The following is a 20,394-nucleotide window of genomic DNA, read 5'->3' as shown; positions in this document are numbered from 1 at the left end:
AACTCAGCTCCATCCCGTTCTGGATTTGCCACTGGAATAAAGCGCCAGCAGCACCAGAAAGGAAAAGACCAGCATCGCGCCGGCCAGCCAGTGCGCTTGCAGGTACTCCATGGATTCGACGTGATCGAAGATCTGCACTGACACCACACGGGTTTTCTCGGGAATATTGCCGCCGATCATCAGGACCACACCGAACTCGCCGACCGTGTGCGCGAACCCGAGGATGGCCGCGGTGATAAAGCCCGGCTTGGCCAGGGGCAGAATCACGTGAAAAAAGGTGTCCCAAGGCCCCGCCCGCAAGCTGGCTGCGACCTCCAGAGGGCGCGTGCCGATCGCTGCAAACGCGTTCTGCAGCGGCTGCACGACAAAAGGCATCGAGTACAGAACCGAGCCGATCACCAGGCCGGCAAAGCTGAAGGTCAGTGTGCCCAGTCCCAGGCCTTGCGTAAGCTGACCCACCGCACCGTTGGGGCCGAGCAGCAACAACAGGTAAAAACCGATAACGGTTGGCGGCAAGACCAGGGGCAGGGCGACGACTGCGCCAATCGGCCCCTTTAGCCATGAATCAGTGCGCGCCAGCCACAGCGCAACGGGCGTGCCGATGATCAGCAGGATGACAGTGGTCAGCGACGCCAGTTTCAGCGTCAGCCAGATCGCCGCGATGTCGGCACTCCCCAGCGGCATTTACAGCTGGTATCCGAAGGACTTGATGATCGCGGCGGCTTTCGGGCCCTTGAGGAACTCGACCAGCGCCTTGGCAGCGGCGCTGTCCTTGCCTTTGTTGAGGATGACTGCGTCCTGCTTGATCGGGTCATGCAGGTCATCCGGTACGATCCAGGCCGAGCCGCTGGTCAGCTTGCCATCCTTGTAGATCTGCGACAGGGCCACGAAACCCAGCTCGGCATTGCCGGTGGACACGAACTGGTAGGCCTGGGTAATGCTCTGACCTTCGACGATCTTGGCTTTGGTGGCCTCGGTCAGGCCCAGTTTGCTCAGTACCTGAGTCGCCGCGAGACCGTAGGGGGCGGTTTTGGGGTTGGCGATGGACAGATGTTGATACTGATTGGCCTTGAGTACCTGGCCCTTGCTGTCGACGTAACCATCCTTGGCCGACCACAACGCCAGTGTGCCGACCGCGTAGGTGAAGCGCGAACCCTTGACGGTGTCGCCTTCCTGCTCGAGTTTTGCCGGCGTGGTGTCGTCAGCCGAGAGGAATACCTCGAACGGCGCGCCATTTTTGATCTGCGTATAGATCTGACCGGTAGCGCCAAACGCAGCGACGAGCTTGTGGCCGGTGTCCTTCTCGAAGTCAGTGGCGATCGCCTGGATCGGCGCGGTGAAATTGGCCGCCACGGCGACTTGCACTTCGTCGGCAGACGCATAGGCTGCGGCAGAGGCGGCAAAGGCCAGCACGGAGAATTTGAGAATGGCGCGCAGCGTGGTCGTTCGCATGAAGCAGCTCCTTGATGATGAAAACGCACGCCATCGGGGTAAGGGCGTTTCGCTATATAAATAAATATATAGCGTCAGCCTGTTGTTCTGAAAGCACTGTTTTATCGCGGAGACAGAATTTTCAGCGCATTTTCAGCCAGTTGCCGCGTCAGCTCGGTGGCTCCCAGCCGATGTTTGATACCGACTGCCTGGCCTGCCCAGAGGTTCACGAAGTCACTGCTGCCCAGTTTCTCCGCCTGCGCGCGGAGCGGCATCAAGGCACCGCCCGCCAGCGGAAACGCCGGGGCGAGCGGGCTGATGGGGCCGGCTTCGCGCATGATCCGATTGACGATGCCTCGCGCCGGACGCCCGGTGAAGAGGTTGGTCAGAGCGGTCTGGCTGCCCGTGGCATCGTGCAGCGCCTGACGGTGCAGGGCGCTGACGCTGGCTTCCGGGCAGAACAGATACGCGGTCCCGACCTGTACCGCCGAAGCGCCCAGAACAAATGCCGCCGCGACACCGCGACCGTCTGCGATACCACCTGCGGCGATGACCGGGATGCTTGTGGCGTCAGCCATTTGCGGGACCAATGCAAAGGTACCGACCTGGGTGTGCAGTTGATCGCTGAGGAACAGCCCCCGATGGCCGCCTGCTTCGTAGCCCATGGCAATCACCGCGTCGCAGCCGTGTTGCTCCAGCCAGATCGCTTCCTCGACCGTGGTGGCTGACGAGATGATCTTTGCACCCGTGGCCCGGACCCGATCGAGTAACGATGGCTGCGGAAGGCCGAAATGGAAACTCACCACTTCCGGCCTCAATCGTTCGATCAGCGTGCAGCTGTCGCTGTCGAAAGGTGCGCGGTTGGAGACCGGTGTCGGCGCATCGAAATCGGCACCCAATTCCTCGTAATAGGGCTTGAGCGACTGCTTCCAGCGTTCGGCGCGCTCGGCATCGTGGGCCGGAGGCTGATGGCAGAAGAAATTCAGGTTCAGCGGAGCGTTACCGGTCTGCTGCCTGAAAGTCGCTACTTCCTGTTCGATTTTCTCAGGGGTGAGCATGGCGCAGGGCAATGCCCCCAAGCCGCCAGCCTGAGCCACAGCAATGGCCATCTGCGATCCGCTGGCGCCCGCCATGGGGGCTTGCAACAGCGGCAGTTCGACGGCAAACAGTTCAGTGATGCGGCTATCTGGCCATTGACTCATGTGTTTCTCCGGCAGGCATTCAGGCAATGCTCATTGAGCGCGCGAATGGCGTGAATGGCAAACGCCATGTCGAGCGTCGACAAGCCGGCAGGGCCACTCGGTTGACATAAAAAACGATCGGTCTACTATTCGGGTATGACTCAGCCAACCACCTCGCTACCCACTCCCTCACTCGCCAGGCCCCGGCGTCCCGGCCGGCCGCCAAAGGTTGATCGCGATAATCTCGAGACCCGCGAGGCGCTGCTGCGCCGCGGTCTGGAAGTGCTCACCGAACAGAGTTTTTCGGCCACAGGGCTTGATTACATCCTCAAGGAAGTCGGCATTCCCAAAGGGTCGTTCTATCACTACTTCCCCAGCAAGGAAGCCTTTGGCCGGGCGGTGCTGGATGAGTACGCGCGCTATTTTGCGCAGCGGCTGGACCGCTGGCTGCTGGATGAAGCGCTTTCGCCACTGGAGCGACTTGTCGGCTTTGTGCAGAGCGCCAAGGGCGGTATGGCGCGACACGACTATCGACGCGGTTGCATGGTCGGCAATCTGGGCCAGGAAATCAGTCTGTTACCGGACGGATTTCGCGAGGTACTGGAACAGACGCTGCTGGACTGGCAGTCGAAACTGGCGGGTTGTCTGAGGGCTGCGCAATCAATGGGCGAGCTGGCTGCAGACGCTGATTGCGATGAGCTGGCCGCGTTTTTCTGGATCGGCTGGGAGGGCGCAGTGCTGCGTGCCCGGCTGGTTAAAAGCGCTACACCATTGAACACGTTCATTGCCGGCTACCTTCGCGGTTTGCCGCAATGATTTCTCTTCAGAACTATTTAAAGACGATCAGTCTAAATTGGAGGCGCATATGTTCAAGGGCATCTTGATCGACAAGGATGAGGCGGGCTACCACGTCAATCTGACCGACATCGACGAAGCGCGGCTGCCCTCGGGCGACGTGACGATCGACGTGTCGCACAGCACGCTCAACTACAAGGACGCGCTGGCGATCACCGGTCAGAGCCCGATCGTGCGCAGCTTCCCGATGGTCCCGGGTATTGACCTGGCCGGTACGGTTGAAGCCAGCGATACCCCTGAGTTCAAGGTCGGGGACAAGGTTCTGCTCAATGGCTGGGGCGTAGGCGAAGGGCATTGGGGCGGGCTGGCGCAAAAGGCCCGGCTCAAGAGCGAATGGCTCATTCCTTTGCCAGAGGCCTTCACGCCGGCGCAGGCGATGGCCATCGGCACGGCGGGCTACACCGCGATGCTCAGTGTCCTGGCATTGGAAAAGCACGGCTTGACCCCGGACCACGGTGATGTGCTGGTCACCGGCGCCAATGGTGGGGTCGGCAGCTTTGCCATCGCCATCCTGGCCAGGCTCGGCTATCGGGTCATTGCTTCCACCGGGAGGGCCTCGGAAAGCGACTACCTGCAGCAACTCGGCGCGGCACAGATCGTTGACCGGCAAACCCTCTCGCAGCCTGGGCGACCGCTGGCCAAGGAGCAATGGGCGGCGGCAGTCGACTCTGTCGGCAGCCATACATTGGCCAACGTGTGCGCCGGTATTCGTTATCGCGGTGTGGTGGCGGCCTGTGGCCTGGCGCAGGGCATGGAGTTTCCGGGGTCGGTTGCGCCGTTCATTCTGCGCGGCGTCACGCTGGCGGGTATCGACAGCGTGACCCGCCCGCGCGCGGATCGGCTGGAAGCCTGGTCGAGGCTGGCGAGCGACCTGGACATGTCGTTGCTGCAACTGATCAGCCGTGAAGTCGGCTTGAGCGAGGTGATCGACCTCGCGCCGCAATTGATTGCAGGGCAGGTTCGTGGCCGGATCGTGGTGGACACCGCACGCTGAGTGAATCACAGCGCGTCGGCACTGGCACACTCTAGCGCGATCAGTGCGCGATGAACTTGCGTCGTGCCGAGCCCGGTTTCGCATAATTGCAACGGCGTGCGACCGCCGAATGAGGTGTTGCGGGCAACCAGCCATTGGCTGGCACGCTCGGGCGTTGCAAACACCTGCAGGGCGTGGCTGGCAATCATCGCCACACGGTCAAGGCGTTCGGAGGCTACCAGGTCCAGTGACTGTTGCTGGCGCTGGCGCCGTTCGAGGGTTGAAACCGATGCGTTGAACAGCGCTTCCATTTGCCTGGGGGCAAGGGCCAGCGCGTCCCGCACTGCACGGATCCAGCGCGGTGCAAAGCCCGCCTGAATGTTCGTCAGGCGTTCGGCTTCGCTGCGTTGACTGAGCTGGTGGGTCAGCAGCCAGAAACTGGCCGCCGCGTCACCGCGGCCAGGTGTTTTGCGGGCAGAGGACGGAATCAAGGTGCGTGCCGGCCTTCGATGGCGGAAAGGACGGCCAAGGCTATCCCAGGTGACGCGTCGTTCAAGCAGCAGGATGTTACCGGGCGTTGCCTGAGGATAATGGTGGTGCGCTGTAGCGCAGGTGTCGCACCAGAGCCCTCGTGCTAAAGTCGGTCGCCTGAATACGAATGAAAAGCGCCGTGGCTGTTGGCACGCGCTTGCACCAGAAAAGGCGTCGCTTTCTATGCAGCACGACCCTCACACCGATAAGGACGCACGCATGGTCAGCCAGCCTTCGCTGCCCGACGTCAACAAGCCACTGCGCCTCTACCTCGATCGCCTGGCACCTTCAAGCCGCCTGACCATGACCTACGTTCTGCAGGATGCAGCAGACCGGTTGGGCATGGCTGACGTCGATATTCATGATATTCCCTGGCACACCCTGCAACCTGGCCACGTTACCGCGCTGGTCGCAACGCTGCGTCAGGATGACTACGCGCCCAATACCACCTCGCTGTATGTGAACGCCATTCGCGGCGTGATGAACGAAGCCTGGCGACACGACCTGATCAGCCACGATCAACTGCTGAAAATCCGCTCGATCAAACCGGTCAGCGGCACGCGGCTGGTCAAGGGCCGCAACATCCGTCGCACGCTGATTCGTGAGCTGATGGAAGCCTGTGCTGCCGACCCCAGGCCGCAAGGGCGTCGCGATGCCGCGATCATTGCCATTCTGTATGGCTCGGGGATGCGCAAGTCCGAGTCGGTCAACCTCGACCTTTCCCAGATCGACTTCGCCGAGCGCAGCCTGCGGGTGCTGGGCAAAGGCAACAAGCAATTGATCAAATACGCCCCCGAATGGGCCTTCAAGGCGCTGAACGACTGGCTGGAGTTGCGCCGGTCGTGTCTCCAGCCGGGGCAGGGCGACGACCCGTTCCTGTTCAACCGGATTCGCCGTGGCAGCCATATCACCCGCGACAGAATCACCAAGCACGCCATTTACTTCATCGCCAAGCAGCGCGGGCGCCAGGTGGGCGTGAACATCATGCCCCATGATTTTCGACGTTCGTTCATCACCCGGGTGATCGAAGAGTTCGATCTGTCGATTGCCCAGAAACTCGCGCATCACACGCACATCTCGACTACCGCCAGCTACGACATGCGCAGTGACAACGAGCGGCGCAATGTTGTGGACGGGTTTGATCTTTGAGCAAAAAAAAGCCACCTCGCGTAAACGGGGTGGCTTAAAAGATCTAACCAAAGGAGTGATGAAGCAGAGCAGAGATTCACCGGCATCGCGACGCGGATTCGCGGGGCAGGGAGAAATGTTCGTTCATCGCCGGCAACGTTAACACTGGCGTTCCCGATTCAGTTATCAGCGTTATCGATAGCCGTCATTGGCAAAAGAAATAGGACGGCGGACGGGCCTGCGGATCGCCATCCAGAAAATGGATAGTTCGACCCTGAGCTATCCGGCAATCGGATAGCCAACAATTGGCAACAATTTCATGCTTTGCCGCACTTGAAACGTACGGGACTGAGCATGGAAAAGTTCGATATACACCGTAAAACCCGATTCGACTCGCTGGTACACGAGTACGGTCTGGATGGCAGCCGCCTGCTGCCGTGGGAAGGCTACCCGATGCCGTTCGCCGGCGGCTGGTGCGTGGTCCGTCCGGGCACCTGCAGCGAAGCACACACCCAGATCGATCAGGAAATCTTCATTGCCATCAAGGGCAGTGCGCGTCTGGTTATCGGTGACCGGCAGATGGATTTCACCGTTGGCGATATCGCCGCGATTCCGAAACACACCAACCATTACGTCATCAATGATTCCGCCGAGGACTTCCACTTCTATGTGGTCTGGTGGGACATGAACTACGTGAACGCGTTCGTGGCGCAGCACAGCGAGACCACGGGGTGCCTGGATGAGTAAGTTCATCGTCACCATCACGCCCCCGACCCCCAACGGCGATTTGCACATAGGCCATATCGCCGGGCCGTTTCTGGCCGCTGATGTGTTTACTCGCGTGCAGCGTCAGCGTGGCCACGAGTGTGTGCTGGTGTCCTACTCCGACGACTACCAGTCCTACATGCTGCGCAAAGGGCTGGAGCAGGGCGTCGACCCGGTCGAGCTGGCCAGGCGCAATTCCGACCGCATCGAGGCCTCGCTGGCGGCCATCAACATACAGCCCGATAACTGGATGCGCCCGCACGACAACCCGTGGTTCGCCGAAGCGGTGGGTGAAGTGTTCGGTGCGTTGCGTGATGCCGGCGCGATCGAGTGTCGGGATTCCAGCGAGCCGTATTGCCCTGATTGCGACGTCTGGGGCTACGAGGCCTTTGCCCGGGGCAACTGCAATTACTGCGGTGCCGAGTCCGATGCCAGTCAGTGCGAGAACTGCGCCCAGGCCCCTGACGCCGAGTTGATGACAGACTTGCGCTGCAAGCTCTGCAGTCAGCCCTCGCAATGGAAAAACGCCCATCGCGCGTTTCTGAAACTGGCCGGGTTCAAGCCGCAGTTGCGTGACCGCCTGCTGGGCCAGTCATGGCGCAAGCCGCTCGACAGCTGGTTGCGCGACAGCCTGGAGCACCTGCATGACTGGGGCGTCACGCGTCCGGGCGACGGCGGGCTTGATCTGCAGGCCGACGGCTCGTGCCGGGTGCACACCTGGTTCATGGGGCTGGCGGGCTACATGGCGGCATTTCGGGAGTATGCCGACCGCGTCGGGCGTCCGGAGCTGTTTCGTCAGTACTGGCAGTCAGGGCAGGGCACGCTGGTGCATTTTCTCGGCTTTGACTGTGTGTTCAGCCACGCCATCGTCTATCCGGCGCAACTGACGGCGCTGCACGACATCAGGGTCCGCCAGCGCTTCATGCCCAATCAGTTTCTCAAGCTGGACGGCCTGAACCTGTCGACCAGTCGCAACCATGCGATCTGGGTCGGCGACCTGGCCCGTGAAGCCTGCGCGGACAGTGCGCGCCTGTATCTGGCGAGTATCGCGCCGGAGGAAAGCGAAGGTGATTTCCGCCTGGCGCAGTTCCTTGCATGGCGGGCAGAGGTGTTCAGCGAGTTTTTCCCGGCCTTGCTGGACGCCGGAATAAACCGCGACGACCACTGGTGGAGCGGCCTCTGCGGGGCGGACGCCGGACTCCTGGAAGCGTTGCGCGTGCAGTGGAGCAAAGCTTCGGAGCCTGCGCAGTTTTCGATGAAACGCATGGCTCAGGTGCTGCTGGACGCGATCGCCATCACCCGCGGGCGTCTGGCCGAAGGACGCCCGGTCAGCCATCTGGCGGCATTCATCGCGGTGGCCGGCAAGGCGCTGATTCCGGACATGTCAGCGCAGATCATCAGCGCGTTCGCACTGCCCGAGGCCCGCGTCCACGCCACGCTGATGAACGGCCCGGCCGCTGAATACTCCATCTGAACGGATTCACGACAATGTTTATCGATTATGAGATAACGGTCATTGGCGCCGGGATCACCGGCGCCAGTATCGCGGCGAAGCTGTGCAGCGCCGGTGTGTCGGTCGCGCTGATCGACAAGGGCGCAGCCGGCAGCCTGGGCGCAAGCGGCTATTCCGGCGGCCTGGTTCGCCTGTATGACAGCGATCCGCTGCTGATGGAGCTGGCCGCCTATTCCATCAGCCTGATGGACGACGGCGTTTTTGCGACCACTTACGCCAGTGCGTTGCGGCGTACCGGGGTGATTTACCGGGCCGCCACGGACCAGCTGGATAACCTGCACCGCGCCATCGACCAGTACGGCAGCGAACGCTACCCGATGCGCCTGCTGTCAGGTCACGAGCTTGATGGCAGTCGCTACCCGCATTGCCCGGCGCTGGAACGGGTCAATCTGTTCGAGCCGCGCGCCTGCGTCGGCAATGTGCGTCAGGCCGTCGCCGCGCTGTGTCAGTCGGTACGCCAGCAGGGCTTGCTGCTGGAGCATCGCGAGATCAAGTCCATCGACTGCCGGGCGCCCGACCTTGTGCACATCGACCTGGGCAGCGCCACGCTGCGTTGCCGGACCGTGGTGGTCGCTGCCGGTGCCTGGAGCCAGCACCTGGTGCCGCACTCGGGGCTGGAAGCACGCTCGATTCCCCTTGCCCGGGTGCTGACCGAAGGCGACTGGTCAATGCCGGTGATTGATGCGGTTACCCAGAGCTACGGCATACCGCTGACTCGGCATATCGTGCAGACCGGCTGTGGCGTGCGTGACAGCGGCCTGTGGCCCGAGCACCTTGCGCAGCCCGATGCACGGCATAGCGAAGACGCCTGCAAACGCGTCGCCCAAGTGTGCGCCTCGGCCGGCAAGCCGCATGTGCTTGATGTGTTGCCCGGTTTCGACAGCTACAGCGCCGACGGTCGGCCGATGCTGGGGTTCTGCGCCGAGCGCAGCCCGGTGTATCTGGCCGCAGGCATGTCCGGGCTGGGCTTCAAGTTCGCGCCCGGCGTGGCGCACATTGCTGTCGAGCAACTGCGCAGGCATCTGGCTGGAAAGGATCGCGCTTGCTCTGGCTGGTCGGCATTGTCGCCAGGCAGGTCGATGCCGGGCTTTCCAGCACAAGACCTCGCGCTGGCGAGCGTGCGGTCATGACGTCCTCGAACGACTCGCGTCTGCAGGGCTTGCGGGTCGGGGTCAGCGCTCTGTTCGATCCCGACGACACGCCGCATGCACGGACCTTCATGAGGGCGCTGGCGGCGGCGCGCAATTGCATGCCGGGGCTTGAGCGGGTGCAGTGGCACTTTCTCGACGACGCTGCCGATGCCGTTCGCGGGGCCGATGTGGCTCGGCAAATGATCGACTGGAAGGCCGATCTGGTCATCGGTCATTTCTCTTCGGATGCAGCCGTTGCTGCCGCGCCGCTGTATCGGCACGCCGGTATTGCCCTGCTGACCCCAGCAGCAACGATCGATTGCCTGACCCTGGAGCACCCCAACGTCTTTCGTTTCTGCCCCGCGGACCGGCAACTGGCGGCGGATCTGGTCAGCTGGCTGGCGACTCGTCAGTGGCCGCGCGTGCATGTTCAGGCCGACGACAGTGCTCACGGTCGGGCCTTGTGCGTCGCCATCAGCGCGGCGCTGGCAGGTGCCGGTTTGCAACGTGTCGACGAGCTCGACCAGGCCGATGTCGAGGTGTTTGCCGGACGCCTCAAACCCAGTCGCGAGCACTGGCAAGCGCGGCGGCAAGCCGGCAGCACTCGACCGCTGGTGCTGACCGACGACGCTGCCTCGCCGTACCTGGGGCGCGCCGCAGCGCACGACAGCAACACCTTCGTGATCGGCTTCGCAGCCCCCGACAGCGCCGGACAGCGCTGTCAGGCCCAGGCACTGCACCGGTCGCTGTTCGCTGCCGAACCGCAGACCTACTTTCGCGAAAGCCTGCTGATGCTTTACGTGCTGGCCGAGGTGGCCCGCGGTGGTCTTCGCGCCGCGCAACTGCCGGATGCGTTTCGGCACAGCACCTTCAACACACCGCTGGGCACGGTCAGCTTCGATCAGGGCGAGCTACGCAGCGCGACGACCTGCCTCTGGACGCCAGGCCCCACCGGGCTGAGCCGCATCACCCCATAGCACCCAAAACACCGCTTTACACCAACTCTAAGGACCGGAACTTCATGGGTAACTCGACACCACACACCTTGCATTCGGACGCCGTCTGTATCGGCTTCGGTCCGGCCGGTATCGCGCTGGCCTGCGCGTTTGCCGATGCGCGAGAGGCCAATGACCCGTTGGGCGCGCTGTCCGTTCGCTATCTGGAAGCTGCGCAGGACAGCCAATGGCATCGCGAACTGCTGCTGGCCGGAACGGATATCAATCATCACGTATTTCGCGATCTGGTGACCCCGCGTAACCCGCGCAGCCGCTTCTCGTTCGCCATGTACCTCAAGGAACACGGGCGAATGTTCGATTTCGGCCTGCTGGGTCGCCCGGCCAGTCGCCATGAATGGTCGGATTATCTGGCCTGGGTCGCCGCGCAGGTAGACAGTCAGACCTGCTTCAACACGCCGGTCACGGGGATTGACCCGGTGCTGCGTCATGGGCGCCTGCATGAACTACGCGTATGCACACCGGATACCTGCTTCACGACGCGCAATGTCGTGCTGTCCAGCGGCAGTGCGCCGCGTATTCCGCCCGCGTTCGAGGCGCTGATCGGCCCGACGCTGTTTCACACGTCGCAGTTTCTGAGCCGCCTGCAAGCCTTCGGCGAGCACCTGCCCAAGCGCTGGCTGGTGCTCGGTTCGGGGCAGAGCGCCAGTGAGTCGGTGCTGGAGCTGGTCAGCCGCGACGCCGGCATCGAGGTGCATTCAGTGCATCGCTCGGCCGGTTTCAAACTCACCCAGCTGGGCCAGTTTCCCAACCGGGTATTCGCTCCGGATCACGTCGACTATTTCCATAGCCTGGGCCCCGCCGCGCGGCAGCGTTTTCTCGACTGGAGCCGCTCGACCAATTACGCAGGGATCGACCCGGACGAAAGCCAGAAGCTGTTTTCGCTGATCTACGAAGACGCCATTGCCGGTCGCAAACGCCTGCAGACCTACGCCTACCGCGTGATCAGCGCCATAGAGCCCGTCGCCGAAGGCTACCGGGTCGAGCTGACCGACACCTTCAGCCAGCGCACCCAGGTGCTTGAGGTCGATGCCGTGGTGCTTGGCACCGGGTATCAGCAGTACCTGATACCGCCGTTGCTGAGTGGTTTGCAGCCATGGCTGCAGGCCGATGTCGACGGGGGGCTGCTCATCGATCGGGATTATCGGGTCGCCACCCAAGGCGAGTGCGACGTGAATATCTGGGTCAACGGCCTTTCCGAACGCAGCCACGGAATCAGTGACAGTCAGTCGTTTTCACTGATGGCGTTGCGCGCCGAGCGTATCGCCACGGCCCTTCAGCAGGCCGTAGCACCGGCAGCCGAACCTTTGCTGGCACAGTGGAAGTGAAGCCCATGTACAACTCTCTTTGCGAAATCGTTCACGATCAGGCCTTCCTCAAGGTGACTGGCCTGGGCGCCGATTTTTTCCTGAAAATGGAATCACTCAACCCGGCAGGCTCGATCAAGCTCAAGACTGCCGTGGGGTTGATCAATGACCTTCAGGCGCGGGGCCTGCTGGGCCCGGACACGATTCTGATCGAGTCCTCGTCGGGCAATCTCGGGGTGGCGCTGGCGATGATCTGCGCTGAACGGGGCATCCCGTTTACCTGCGTGGTCGACCCCAACAGCTCCAGCCACAACATCCGCATGATGCGCAGCTACGGCGCCGAGGTCATCCAGGTCGAAATCCCGGACGCCAACGGCGGGTTCCTCGGGACGCGCATCGAGCTGATTCGCCAAAAAGTGGCCAGCGACCCGCGCTATGTCTGGCTCAATCAATACGAGAATGCGGCCAACCCGCGTGCCCATGCGCGAACCACGGCGCGTTCGATCAGCCAGCATTTCGGCCATGTGGATTATGTGTTCGTCGGTGCCGGGACCACTGGCACGTTGATGGGCTGCATTCAGCATTTTCAGCGCCATCATCCGACCACCCGAATCATTGCCGTGGACAGCGTCGGCTCGGTGACCTTCGACACCCCGGCCAGCCGGCGCTTCATTCCTGGACTGGGCACCAGCCAGCGCCCGCCGATCTTCAATGCCGATGGCATTCATGCGCTGGAAATGGTCCCGGAATCACACACCGTCGCCATGTGCCGCATTCTGGCGCGCAGCAAGGGCCTGCTGGTCGGCGGGTCCACCGCGACGGTGATCGCTGCGGTGCATGCCTGGCGCGAGCGCATCGAGCCCGGTTCGGTGGTGGTGGCGTTGTCGCCGGACTGGGGCGAGCGCTACCTCGACACGCTGTACGATGATCACTGGGTCGAACAGCGGTTTGGCCGCGAAGTGCTGAGCATGACCCTGGCAGACCTGTCCTCGCCAGTGGCCGAGACATGTTCTGAGAGCATGGAAGCGCCTGCGCTTTCCCGGCATTCAAGCTGGACGGTCTGGCTGGCCGCCGAGCGCATGAAGCGCGCGGCGTTCCATGTGCTCGACGGTGAGGTGGTTGCGCGCCTGCTGGCGGCAGACCCGCTGGCCTGTATCGATGATGTGCAGGCGGCTTATCTGGATCATGAGGCTGGCCGCACGATCAATCCCGACAGTTACTTTCTGCGCTTTGCGCAGGCACCGGCCAATCGCATCATCGCCTTGCCCGCCAGCCTGTCGGGCGAGCAGCCGGTCAGTGGCATCAAATGGATTTCCAGCTTTCCGGGCAATATCGACACGGGCCTGCAGCGCGCCTCGGCGGTGCTGATTCTCAACGATCCACTCACCGGTTATGCCTTTGCCTGCCTGGAGGCCTCGCGTATCAGTGCCATGCGCACGGCAGCCTCGGCGGTGCTCGCTGCGCGCTGGATGAGCCGCCAGCAGCGCCATGTCGGGCGAATGTCATTCATTGGTGCCGGTTTCATTGCCCGCACCATCCTCGACATGTTCGTCAGCGATGGCTGGACGATGGACGCAGTCAGCGTCTTCGATCAGCACCAGGATTCGGCGCTGGCGCTGGTCGGACATGCCAATCGCCATGGACTGCACAGCGAGCCAAGCGACCTGACCATGTGCCTGCAAGCCGATGTGGTGGTGTTCGCCACTACTGCGCCGAGCCCTTATGTGCTGGAGCCGGTGTTTCAGGCAGGGCAACGGGTGCTGAACATCTCGTTGCGCGATCTGGGGCCGGAGGTCATTGCCCAGGCCAACAACATCCTCGATGACGTCGAACACTGCCTCAAGGCTCAGACCTCGCCTGACCTCGCCGTGCAGCAGTATCAGCACCGCTCGTTCATTACCGGGACGCTGGCACAGTTGATGACCGGGCAAGTGGAGCTGAGTCCGGACAAGGCTTCGATCTTTTCGCCGTTCGGGCTCGGTGTGCTGGACCTCGCCGTGGGGCAGCGGGTGTATCGCCAGGCGGTGGCCGAGGGCAGCGCTTTGCCGGTGCCGCAGTTCTTCTTTGAATCGGCGCGCTGGTGATGGCCATGCAGACGCATACCGTCGCCATTATCGGCATGGGCTCGCGCGGATTGAGCATTCTGGAGCAGTTGATCGGCATGAGTCGCCAAGACGTGCGGCAACCGCTGCGTATCGACGTGTTCGATCCGCAGCCGCCGGGCAGCGGGCTGCACCTTGCGCAGCAGCCGGATTACCTGATGCTCAACACCATGGCCGGTCAGTTGTCGGCGTTTTCCTCGGCTTTCCCGGCGTGTGAACCGCCAGGCCCGACCTTCTTGCAATGGTGCAGCCGTGAGGATGTACGCCTGGACGCGCGCGGCCATGTCAGCCTGGATGGGCAGGGCAGAGCAGTGGCATTTGGCGACTTCGTGCCGCGTGCACTGCTCGGGCGCTATTTGCAGGACAGTTACCGTTTTCTGCTGCAACGCTGCCCGGCGCATGTGCTGGTGCGCCACCACGCCGAGCAGGTGCTGAGCTGCCAGCCAAGGTCGCAAACGCCGGGTTTCCGGCTGCGTACTGGCAGTCTGGCAATGGACGTCGACGGCGTGTTCCTCACCAGCGGACATGCGCCCGCAAACCCCGCGCAGCAGGACGTCGGTGATTGCGTGGTCATCGAAGGACTGGGACTGACCGCCATGGACACGCTGGCGCATCTGACTGAGGGGCGTGGCGGGCGCTACGTGCGCGATGGCGGCTTCGCCGGCTGGCGTTACCTGCCATCCGGACGCGAGCCCAGGGTGTTGATGTGTTCCCGTAGCGGATTGCCGTTTCGTGCCAGGCCGCAGTGGCATGCCTGCCGTCACGCACCGTTGCCGAGGCTGTTTTTCACGGCCGACGCCATAGCCCGTTTGCGCGAGCAAAAGCAAGGCGGGAGGCTCGACTTTCGCGCCGATGTGCTGCCTCTGATCAAGGATGAAATGCGTGCCGTGTTTTATCAGGCCAGGGTCCGCATGGAGGCACCTGGGCGGTTGGCCTCTGTTCAGCGCCTGCTGCGCGAGTCAATCAGCAGACCGGCAGTGTTTGCCCGTCTGGCAGAGCAGTGGGATGAATTCGAGCCTGAGCACTGGCTGATCACCCAGCCTTGGTCCGGCGCGCAAGGCACATACGGGCAGTGGTTCGTCGACTGGATCAAACGTGACCTGGCCCTGAGTCGGCTGGGCACCGCGCACAGCCCGATCTGTCAGGCACTGGAGGTCTGGCGCGATTATCGCGACCTATTGCGTCTGGTTGCCGATCACAACGGCCTGACCGAATCCTCGACGCTGGAGTTCTACGGCACATGGGCAGGACTGAGTAACCGTCTGGTCGGCGGGCCGCAGAAGGAACGCCATGAAGACTTGCTGGCGTTGATCGAAGCCGGGGTCGTGACGGTTCTGCCGCCGATGAGTGACGTGCAGGAGCCGCACAACCGCCTGTCTGCCCGCGTCGTCCACAGCGGCGTGTCGGGCAGTCGTCATGGGTTGATCAACGATCTGCGCAAGCGCGGGCTGATTCGTGCCGCGCATGCCTGGCCTGCCGATGGCATCGACACCGACGCCGTGGGCCGCGCGATCGGTCGCGACGGTGAGGTGCAGCAGCGGCTCTGGGTTCTCGGGCCCGCCGTGGAAGGCTGCACGTTCTACAACCACTACGTACCGACCCCTGATCCGACCTGTCGCGCGCTGATCGAGGCGCGCCGGGCAGTCGAGTCTTGTCTGGGTACGCTGACAAACACAACTTCAAGTAGCATCACATTTCAGTTGAATAAAGCCATCCAAGCTATTAATTAAAAAGGAATTATTACTATGTACGAAATCACTTTGCTGACCGCCCTCGCTGGCGCGTTCATCGTGCTGATCATCAGCCCCGGTCCGAACTTTCTGGTGATCACCCAACTCTCGTTCAGCCAGTCGCGGCAGCAGGGCATCTGTGCCGGGCTGGGCGTTGCCTCGGGCAGCATTCTCTGGGCCTTGCTGGCCGCTACCGGGTTGGGGCTGGTGTTTCAACAGTTGCCATGGCTGCAACCGACCCTGCAATTGCTCGGCGGTGCCTACCTGACCTGGCTCGGCAGCAAAAGCCTGCGCAGTGCCGGCAGCCAGCCCAAACCCAGGGACATCGCTGCGCTGGGCATTGGCAGTCTGAGCCGCGCCTATCGTTTCGGCCTGCTCACCAACCTGACCAATCCCAAGGCGCTGGCGTTCTACACCAGCGTGTTCACCACCGTGACCACGCCGGGCATGCCGATGTGGGTACGCATTGCGGGTGTATCGATCATCGCGGTGCTGGCGATTGCCTGGTTCGTGCTGCTCGCCACGCTGTTTTCGATCCCCGCGGTACAGACGCGCTATCAGCGCATGAAAAAGGCCATCGACATCGTCACCGGCCTGTTCATGATCGCTTTCGGTCTGCGCCTGCTGATCGGGTTGCTGCCTGCTGGCCTCACTCACTGAAATCACCTGTAAAGGAATACCTGAATGCACCGCAACGACTGGCACTACCCGACTTCCATCCGCGCAGGCGCAGGACGCGTCAACGAACTGGCCGACGCCTGCAGGGTGACCGGCATACAACGTCCGCTGCTGATCACCGACAGCTTTCTCGGCAGCACCGACATGATCACCGGCGCCGTAGAGGACTGCCGCAGTCAGTTGGGCCACTGCGGCCTGTTTGACCGGGTCAAGGGCAACCCGACCGGCACCAACGTCGCCGAGGGGCTGCACGCTTACAGAACCGGAGGCTACGACGGTGTGATTGCGTTTGGCGGCGGCTCGGCGCTGGACGCTGCCAAGGCAGTCGCGCTGATGTCGGGCCAGACCCGCCCGTTATGGGATTTCGAAGACATCAACGACAACCACCTGCGCGCCGATCCGGATGGCATTGCGCCGGTGATTGCGCTGCCGACAACGGCCGGGACCGGCTCTGAAGTAGGGCGTGCGTCGGTGATTACCGATGAGCAGGCGCAGGTCAAACGCACCATTCTGCACCTTCGCATGATGCCGCGCATCGCGATTCTGGATGCGACGCTGACACTCGACCTGCCCAGGCACCTGACCGCCGCCACCGGCGCCGATGCCTTGACCCACTGCATGGAGTCCTGGTGTTCGCCGGCCTGGCACCCGATGGCCGAAGCGGTTTCGGTCAAGGGCATGCAGATGATCAAGGCGTTTTTACCGCGTGTCGTCGCCGACGGGCAGGACCTGGAGGCGCGGCAGCAGATGCTGGTGGCCTCCAGCCTCGGCGCGGCCGCGTTTCAGCGCGGTCTGGGCGGCGTACACGCAATCGCGCAGAGCCTTGGGGCGCTCTACGACCAGCATCATGGCTTGCTGAACGCAATCCTGCTGCCCTACGTGCTGGAGGCCAATCGCTCGGTGCTGCAGACGCAAATGGACGATCTGGCGGTTTACCTGCGGTTGCCGTCGCCCGGTTTCTCCGGGGTGATGGACTGGCTGCTGACACTGCGCGAGCAGATCGGCATTCCACATACGCTGGGCGAGATCGGTATCGACGATCGCGACGCCGAGCGGGTCGGGCGGATGGCTTTCGCCGATGGCTGCTCGCACACCAACCCGATTCGCCATTCGGCGCAGGCCTACGCGCAGATCTTCAGCCGTGCAGTGAGGGGCGAGTGAACCATGGCTGTCCTGAACGAGGCGGGGATACAGCGTCTTGACCATGTCTGGCGCAGTTTCGTCGAGCAGGGTCGGATCGTCGGTGGCGTGCTGTTGCTGGCTCGGCATGGGCGTCTGGAATACGCCAGTGCGCGCGGCTGGGCCGATCGTGAACAGCAGATTCCGGTCACCCGCCGCACGCGTTTTCGTCTGGCCTCACTGACCAAGCTGTTGACCTCGGTCGCGGTGTTGCGGCTCTGCGAACGGGGTGTGCTGGATCTGCACGCTTCGGTGACGCACTGGCTGCCAGCCTTTCGACCGCATCTGGCCAATGGCCGCGAGCCGCTCATCACGCTGCAGCACCTGCTGTCACACGCGTCGGGCTTGAGCTACGGCTTTGAGCAAGCGCCCGATAACGCTTATCAGCGCGCCGGGGTGTCGGACGGGCTGGATCGCGTACCGTTCGACCTGCAGGAAAACCTGAGGCGTTTGGCGCGTGTGCCCTTGCTGTTTGAGCCCGGCAGCGCCTGGGGGTACTCGCTGGCCACGGATGTATTGGGTGCAGTGATCGAACAGGCCACGGGGCTGGCGTTGTCAGAAGCCATCGGCAAATGTGTCACCGCGCCTCTTCGCATGCATGCGACCTCATTCCGGCACCTGCCGGAATGTCCGCTGGCCAGCGCCTACAAGGATGGGGTCAGTGGCCCGGAGCGTATCGGCGATGACGATGGAGTGTTGCTCGACAGCGGCCAGGCGCGGCTGTCCGCAGCCCGCGCCTTTGACTCATGCGCGTATGAGTCGGGCGGGGCGGGAATGCTCGGCACGGCTGATGACTATCTGCGGCTGCTCGAATGCCTGCGTCTCGGCGGCGCGCCGCTATTGAGTGAAGCCGGTACCGCACGCTTGCTGGGCAATGCGATCGGCCAGACGATCATCGCCAGCCGCGGGCCCGGCTGGAGGTTCGGGCTGGGGCCGATGATCCTTATCGATCCAGTGCTTGCCGGGCAGCGGCAGGGGGCGGGAACCTGGTCGTGGTGCGGCCTGTATGGCAGTCATTATTGGGTCGATCCGCGTGCTGCGCTGAGCATGGTGGTCCTGACCAACACGGCGGTTGCCGGCGCGTGGGGCGAGTTTGCCGACGCAATCGTCGATGCGCTTTACCCCAAGCTGGGGGTCAGGCCCGGGCAAATTGCTTGCGGTAGCTGCTCGGGCTGATGCCCACCAGATTGCGGAAGTGCCGGCGAAACGACTCTTCGGAGCCGAAGCCGGCGCGGTCCACCACTTCATTCAGGCGCAATTTCGACGATTCCAGCAGTTCCTTGGCGTAGGCAATGCGCTCACCGAGCAGCCAGTCGTAAGGCGTCAGCCCGGTACTTTCCATGAAGCTGCGGTGCAAGGTGCGGGTACTGAGCGCTGCGCGTGAGGCCATCTCCTTGATGGTATGGGGGCGCTGCAGGTCGCTGCGAATCCAGTCCATCAGGTTGGAAATCGGCCCGTCGCTGGCCGATACCAGTTGCCGGGATGCATATTGCGATTGTCCGCCTTCGCGATGCGGCGGAATGACCATGCGCTGCGCAACCATGTTGGCAACGCGCGAGCCGTGATCGTTGCGCACCAGATGCAGCATCATGTCCAGCCCGGCGGCCGAGCCTGCTGCGGTCACGATGCTGCCCTGATCCACATACAGTTCGTTGGGCTGAATGGTCAGGCCCGGGTACATGGTGGCCAGCAGGTCGGTGTAGCGCCAGTGGGTCGTCACCTTGTGCCCGTCGAGCAGACCGGCCGCCGCCAGGACGAAGGCCCCGGTACAGATCGAGCAGATTCGCGCGCCGCGTGCATGAGCCGCCTGGAGCTGTTCGATGAGCCGTTGCGGAACCTCTGATTCAACCCCGCGCCAGCCCGGCACGATGATCGTGTCGGCGTTTTCCAGCAGCACCTCGCCGGGTGTGGGCACGATGGTGATGCCCCCGGCAGCGGTGATCGGGCCGTCGTCGACCGGGAAGGTCGCGAACTCGTACCAACTGACGCCCAGCTCGGGTCTTTTCAGCGCAAAGACTTCAACCGTGCAGCCAAATTCGAAGGTGCACAGCTGGTTGTAGATGAGTGCGACGACGAGATGATTTTTCATGGCGCGATGTTACCGGATATTGGCATTTCAGCCAGTAGTTTGACGTGATGCTACTGAGTAATCTGCTCTGTGTCACCGCTGAAACCCGCTTAACCCTCACTATGATGCAAGTGGCCTGCCATGCAGGCCCTGGAGCCAACTCGTGCCACTCAATATCGGTATCTACGTTTATGACGACGTCGAGGTTCTCGACTTCGCTGGCCCCTATGAAGTATTCACCACCGCAACCCGCATGCACGCCCGCAACAGCCGTGATGACCGGCAGTTGTTCAACGTGTTCACCATTGGCCGCAGCACCGCGTCAGTGCGTGCCCGCGCCGGGCTCAAGGTCGATCCGGATTTCTCGATCAACGACCATCCGCCCGTCGACTGCCTGATCGTTCCGGGTGGCGTCGTGACCGCTGAACTGGAAAAGCCCGACGTGATTCACTGGATCAGCGATCAGTCGGAGCCTGGCCGCGTGGTCGCTGCCGTATGCACCGGCGCCTTCCTGCTGGCCAGGACCGGCAAACTGGCCGGCAAGCAGGTGACCACCCACTGGGAAGACATCGACGACCTCAAGGAAATGTTCCCGTCGGTGGACGTGCTCAGCACGCTGCGCTGGGTCGATGAAGGCTCGTTCGTGACCTCGGCAGGTATTTCCGCCGGTATCGACATGAGCCTGCACCTGGTCGAGCGTCTGCACAGCCGTGAGCTGGCCGAACGTACCGCGCTGCAAATGGATTTCGACTGGACCGAGAACGACTGAGTCCAGTCGCGCTGCGGATACCCCTGAAGAGGCTATGTGCG

The 20,394-nt window shown here is 62.7% G+C and carries 19 protein-coding genes; 14 read left to right on the top strand and 5 right to left on the bottom strand.

Annotated elements, in window-relative coordinates; genetic code table 11:
- Positions 1–3: 3 nt before the first annotated feature.
- The 3 genes from modB to KUIN1_RS14350 all read right to left on the bottom strand — a co-directional run bounded on the left by modB (position 4) and on the right by KUIN1_RS14350 (position 2,633).
- On the bottom strand, positions 4–684 hold the full coding sequence (gene modB, locus KUIN1_RS14360) for a molybdate ABC transporter permease subunit (RefSeq protein WP_058398297.1): 681 nt from the start codon (positions 682–684) through the stop codon (positions 4–6).
- Complete coding sequence (modA, locus tag KUIN1_RS14355; RefSeq protein WP_152092074.1) at positions 685–1,452, bottom strand: molybdate ABC transporter substrate-binding protein; 768 nt, start codon at positions 1,450–1,452, stop codon at positions 685–687.
- Between the two features lie 101 nt (positions 1,453–1,553).
- The gene (locus tag KUIN1_RS14350; protein ID WP_032655696.1) at positions 1,554–2,633 is read right to left on the bottom strand and encodes an NAD(P)H-dependent flavin oxidoreductase; all 1,080 of its coding nucleotides are present in this window, start codon (positions 2,631–2,633) and stop codon (positions 1,554–1,556) included.
- Positions 2,634–2,768: 135 nt separating this feature from the next.
- Between KUIN1_RS14350 and acuR the strand changes: the two genes are divergently transcribed.
- Both acuR and acuI read left to right on the top strand, forming a co-directional pair.
- A complete protein-coding gene (gene acuR, locus KUIN1_RS14345; protein ID WP_003400954.1) occupies positions 2,769–3,428 on the top strand; it encodes an acrylate utilization transcriptional regulator AcuR in 660 nt (219 codons plus the stop codon).
- Positions 3,429–3,477: 49 nt separating this feature from the next.
- The gene (acuI, locus tag KUIN1_RS14340) at positions 3,478–4,461 is read left to right on the top strand and encodes an acrylyl-CoA reductase (NADPH) (protein ID WP_152092073.1); all 984 of its coding nucleotides are present in this window, start codon (positions 3,478–3,480) and stop codon (positions 4,459–4,461) included.
- 5 nt (positions 4,462–4,466) lie between these two features.
- Here the strand turns inward: acuI and KUIN1_RS14335 are convergent, their stop codons facing one another.
- On the bottom strand, positions 4,467–4,931 hold the full coding sequence (locus KUIN1_RS14335; RefSeq protein ID WP_152092072.1) for an antitoxin Xre/MbcA/ParS toxin-binding domain-containing protein: 465 nt from the start codon (positions 4,929–4,931) through the stop codon (positions 4,467–4,469).
- 223 nt (positions 4,932–5,154) lie between these two features.
- On the opposite strand from KUIN1_RS14335, the gene KUIN1_RS14330 reads away from it, so the two are divergent.
- From KUIN1_RS14330 to KUIN1_RS14280, 11 genes are all read left to right on the top strand, one after another.
- A complete protein-coding gene (locus KUIN1_RS14330) occupies positions 5,155–6,120 on the top strand; it encodes a site-specific integrase (RefSeq protein WP_060406608.1) in 966 nt (321 codons plus the stop codon).
- Between the two features lie 333 nt (positions 6,121–6,453).
- Positions 6,454–6,846: a cupin domain-containing protein gene (locus KUIN1_RS14325; protein ID WP_054091342.1), complete on the top strand. Its 393-nt coding sequence runs from the start codon at positions 6,454–6,456 to the stop codon at positions 6,844–6,846.
- Positions 6,839–8,338 (top strand): methionine--tRNA ligase, encoded by a 1,500-nt coding sequence (locus KUIN1_RS14320; RefSeq protein ID WP_103753849.1) that lies wholly within the window; start codon positions 6,839–6,841, stop codon positions 8,336–8,338. The genes KUIN1_RS14325 and KUIN1_RS14320 overlap by 8 nt, the downstream gene beginning before the upstream one ends.
- Before the next feature lie 14 nt (positions 8,339–8,352).
- Positions 8,353–9,507 (top strand): NAD(P)/FAD-dependent oxidoreductase, encoded by a 1,155-nt coding sequence (locus KUIN1_RS14315; RefSeq protein WP_152092071.1) that lies wholly within the window; start codon positions 8,353–8,355, stop codon positions 9,505–9,507.
- Positions 9,504–10,484 carry an ABC transporter substrate-binding protein gene (locus KUIN1_RS14310; RefSeq protein ID WP_032635524.1) on the top strand — a complete coding sequence of 327 codons (981 nt, stop codon included), beginning with the start codon at positions 9,504–9,506 and terminating at the stop codon, positions 10,482–10,484. Before KUIN1_RS14315 ends, KUIN1_RS14310 begins: the two co-directional genes overlap by 4 nt.
- A 44-nt stretch (positions 10,485–10,528) precedes the next feature.
- Positions 10,529–11,848, top strand: a complete 1,320-nt coding sequence (locus KUIN1_RS14305) for a lysine N(6)-hydroxylase/L-ornithine N(5)-oxygenase family protein (protein WP_152092070.1) — start codon at positions 10,529–10,531, stop codon at positions 11,846–11,848.
- A gap of 5 nt (positions 11,849–11,853) precedes the next feature.
- Positions 11,854–13,911: a 2,3-diaminopropionate biosynthesis protein SbnB gene (sbnB, locus tag KUIN1_RS14300; RefSeq protein ID WP_152092069.1), complete on the top strand. Its 2,058-nt coding sequence runs from the start codon at positions 11,854–11,856 to the stop codon at positions 13,909–13,911.
- Positions 13,911–15,659: an FAD/NAD(P)-binding protein gene (locus tag KUIN1_RS14295; protein WP_172980058.1), complete on the top strand. Its 1,749-nt coding sequence runs from the start codon at positions 13,911–13,913 to the stop codon at positions 15,657–15,659. The genes sbnB and KUIN1_RS14295 overlap by 1 nt, the downstream gene beginning before the upstream one ends.
- A 15-nt stretch (positions 15,660–15,674) precedes the next feature.
- The gene (locus KUIN1_RS14290; RefSeq protein ID WP_057457510.1) at positions 15,675–16,319 is read left to right on the top strand and encodes a LysE family transporter; all 645 of its coding nucleotides are present in this window, start codon (positions 15,675–15,677) and stop codon (positions 16,317–16,319) included.
- A 24-nt stretch (positions 16,320–16,343) separates the two neighbouring features.
- Entirely contained in the window at positions 16,344–17,498 is a 1,155-nt protein-coding gene (locus KUIN1_RS14285) for an iron-containing alcohol dehydrogenase (RefSeq protein ID WP_024642854.1), read from the top strand.
- A 3-nt stretch (positions 17,499–17,501) separates the two neighbouring features.
- Positions 17,502–18,692, top strand: coding sequence for a serine hydrolase domain-containing protein (locus KUIN1_RS14280; RefSeq protein ID WP_032655717.1), 1,191 nt, complete (start codon positions 17,502–17,504; stop codon positions 18,690–18,692).
- On the opposite strand, the gene ftrA is transcribed toward KUIN1_RS14280, so the two are convergent.
- A complete protein-coding gene (gene ftrA, locus KUIN1_RS14275) occupies positions 18,652–19,605 on the bottom strand; it encodes a transcriptional regulator FtrA (protein WP_003314848.1) in 954 nt (317 codons plus the stop codon). The two genes, KUIN1_RS14280 and ftrA, sit on opposite strands and share 41 nt — an antisense overlap.
- A gap of 142 nt (positions 19,606–19,747) precedes the next feature.
- On the opposite strand from ftrA, the gene KUIN1_RS14270 reads away from it, so the two are divergent.
- Complete coding sequence (locus tag KUIN1_RS14270; protein WP_010430079.1) at positions 19,748–20,353, top strand: DJ-1/PfpI family protein; 606 nt, start codon at positions 19,748–19,750, stop codon at positions 20,351–20,353.
- Positions 20,354–20,394 lie beyond the last annotated feature (41 nt).

Source organism: Pseudomonas sp. KUIN-1 (genome assembly GCF_009176725.1).
Classification (GTDB): Bacteria; Pseudomonadota; Gammaproteobacteria; order Pseudomonadales; family Pseudomonadaceae; genus Aquipseudomonas; species Aquipseudomonas fragariae.
Note: the sequence above shows the minus strand (reverse complement) of the source record. Positions and strands in the feature narration are given on the sequence as shown.

Excerpts from the sequence above, each read along its gene's own strand:
- modB (WP_058398297.1), bottom strand. The coding sequence starts at position 684 with ATGCCGCTGGGGAGTGCCGACATCGCGGCGATCTGGCTGACGCTGAAA.
- modA (WP_152092074.1), bottom strand. The coding sequence starts at position 1,452 with ATGCGAACGACCACGCTGCGCGCCATTCTCAAATTCTCCGTGCTGGCC.
- KUIN1_RS14350 (WP_032655696.1), bottom strand. The coding sequence starts at position 2,633 with ATGAGTCAATGGCCAGATAGCCGCATCACTGAACTGTTTGCCGTCGAA.
- acuR (WP_003400954.1), top strand. The coding sequence starts at position 2,769 with ATGACTCAGCCAACCACCTCGCTACCCACTCCCTCACTCGCCAGGCCC.
- acuI (WP_152092073.1), top strand. The coding sequence starts at position 3,478 with ATGTTCAAGGGCATCTTGATCGACAAGGATGAGGCGGGCTACCACGTC.
- KUIN1_RS14330 (WP_060406608.1), top strand. The coding sequence starts at position 5,155 with ATGCAGCACGACCCTCACACCGATAAGGACGCACGCATGGTCAGCCAG.
- KUIN1_RS14325 (WP_054091342.1), top strand. The coding sequence starts at position 6,454 with ATGGAAAAGTTCGATATACACCGTAAAACCCGATTCGACTCGCTGGTA.
- KUIN1_RS14320 (WP_103753849.1), top strand. The coding sequence starts at position 6,839 with ATGAGTAAGTTCATCGTCACCATCACGCCCCCGACCCCCAACGGCGAT.
- KUIN1_RS14315 (WP_152092071.1), top strand. The coding sequence starts at position 8,353 with ATGTTTATCGATTATGAGATAACGGTCATTGGCGCCGGGATCACCGGC.
- KUIN1_RS14310 (WP_032635524.1), top strand. The coding sequence starts at position 9,504 with ATGACGTCCTCGAACGACTCGCGTCTGCAGGGCTTGCGGGTCGGGGTC.
- KUIN1_RS14305 (WP_152092070.1), top strand. The coding sequence starts at position 10,529 with ATGGGTAACTCGACACCACACACCTTGCATTCGGACGCCGTCTGTATC.
- sbnB (WP_152092069.1), top strand. The coding sequence starts at position 11,854 with ATGTACAACTCTCTTTGCGAAATCGTTCACGATCAGGCCTTCCTCAAG.
- KUIN1_RS14295 (WP_172980058.1), top strand. The coding sequence starts at position 13,911 with ATGGCCATGCAGACGCATACCGTCGCCATTATCGGCATGGGCTCGCGC.
- KUIN1_RS14290 (WP_057457510.1), top strand. The coding sequence starts at position 15,675 with ATGTACGAAATCACTTTGCTGACCGCCCTCGCTGGCGCGTTCATCGTG.
- KUIN1_RS14285 (WP_024642854.1), top strand. The coding sequence starts at position 16,344 with ATGCACCGCAACGACTGGCACTACCCGACTTCCATCCGCGCAGGCGCA.
- KUIN1_RS14280 (WP_032655717.1), top strand. The coding sequence starts at position 17,502 with ATGGCTGTCCTGAACGAGGCGGGGATACAGCGTCTTGACCATGTCTGG.
- ftrA (WP_003314848.1), bottom strand. The coding sequence starts at position 19,605 with ATGAAAAATCATCTCGTCGTCGCACTCATCTACAACCAGCTGTGCACC.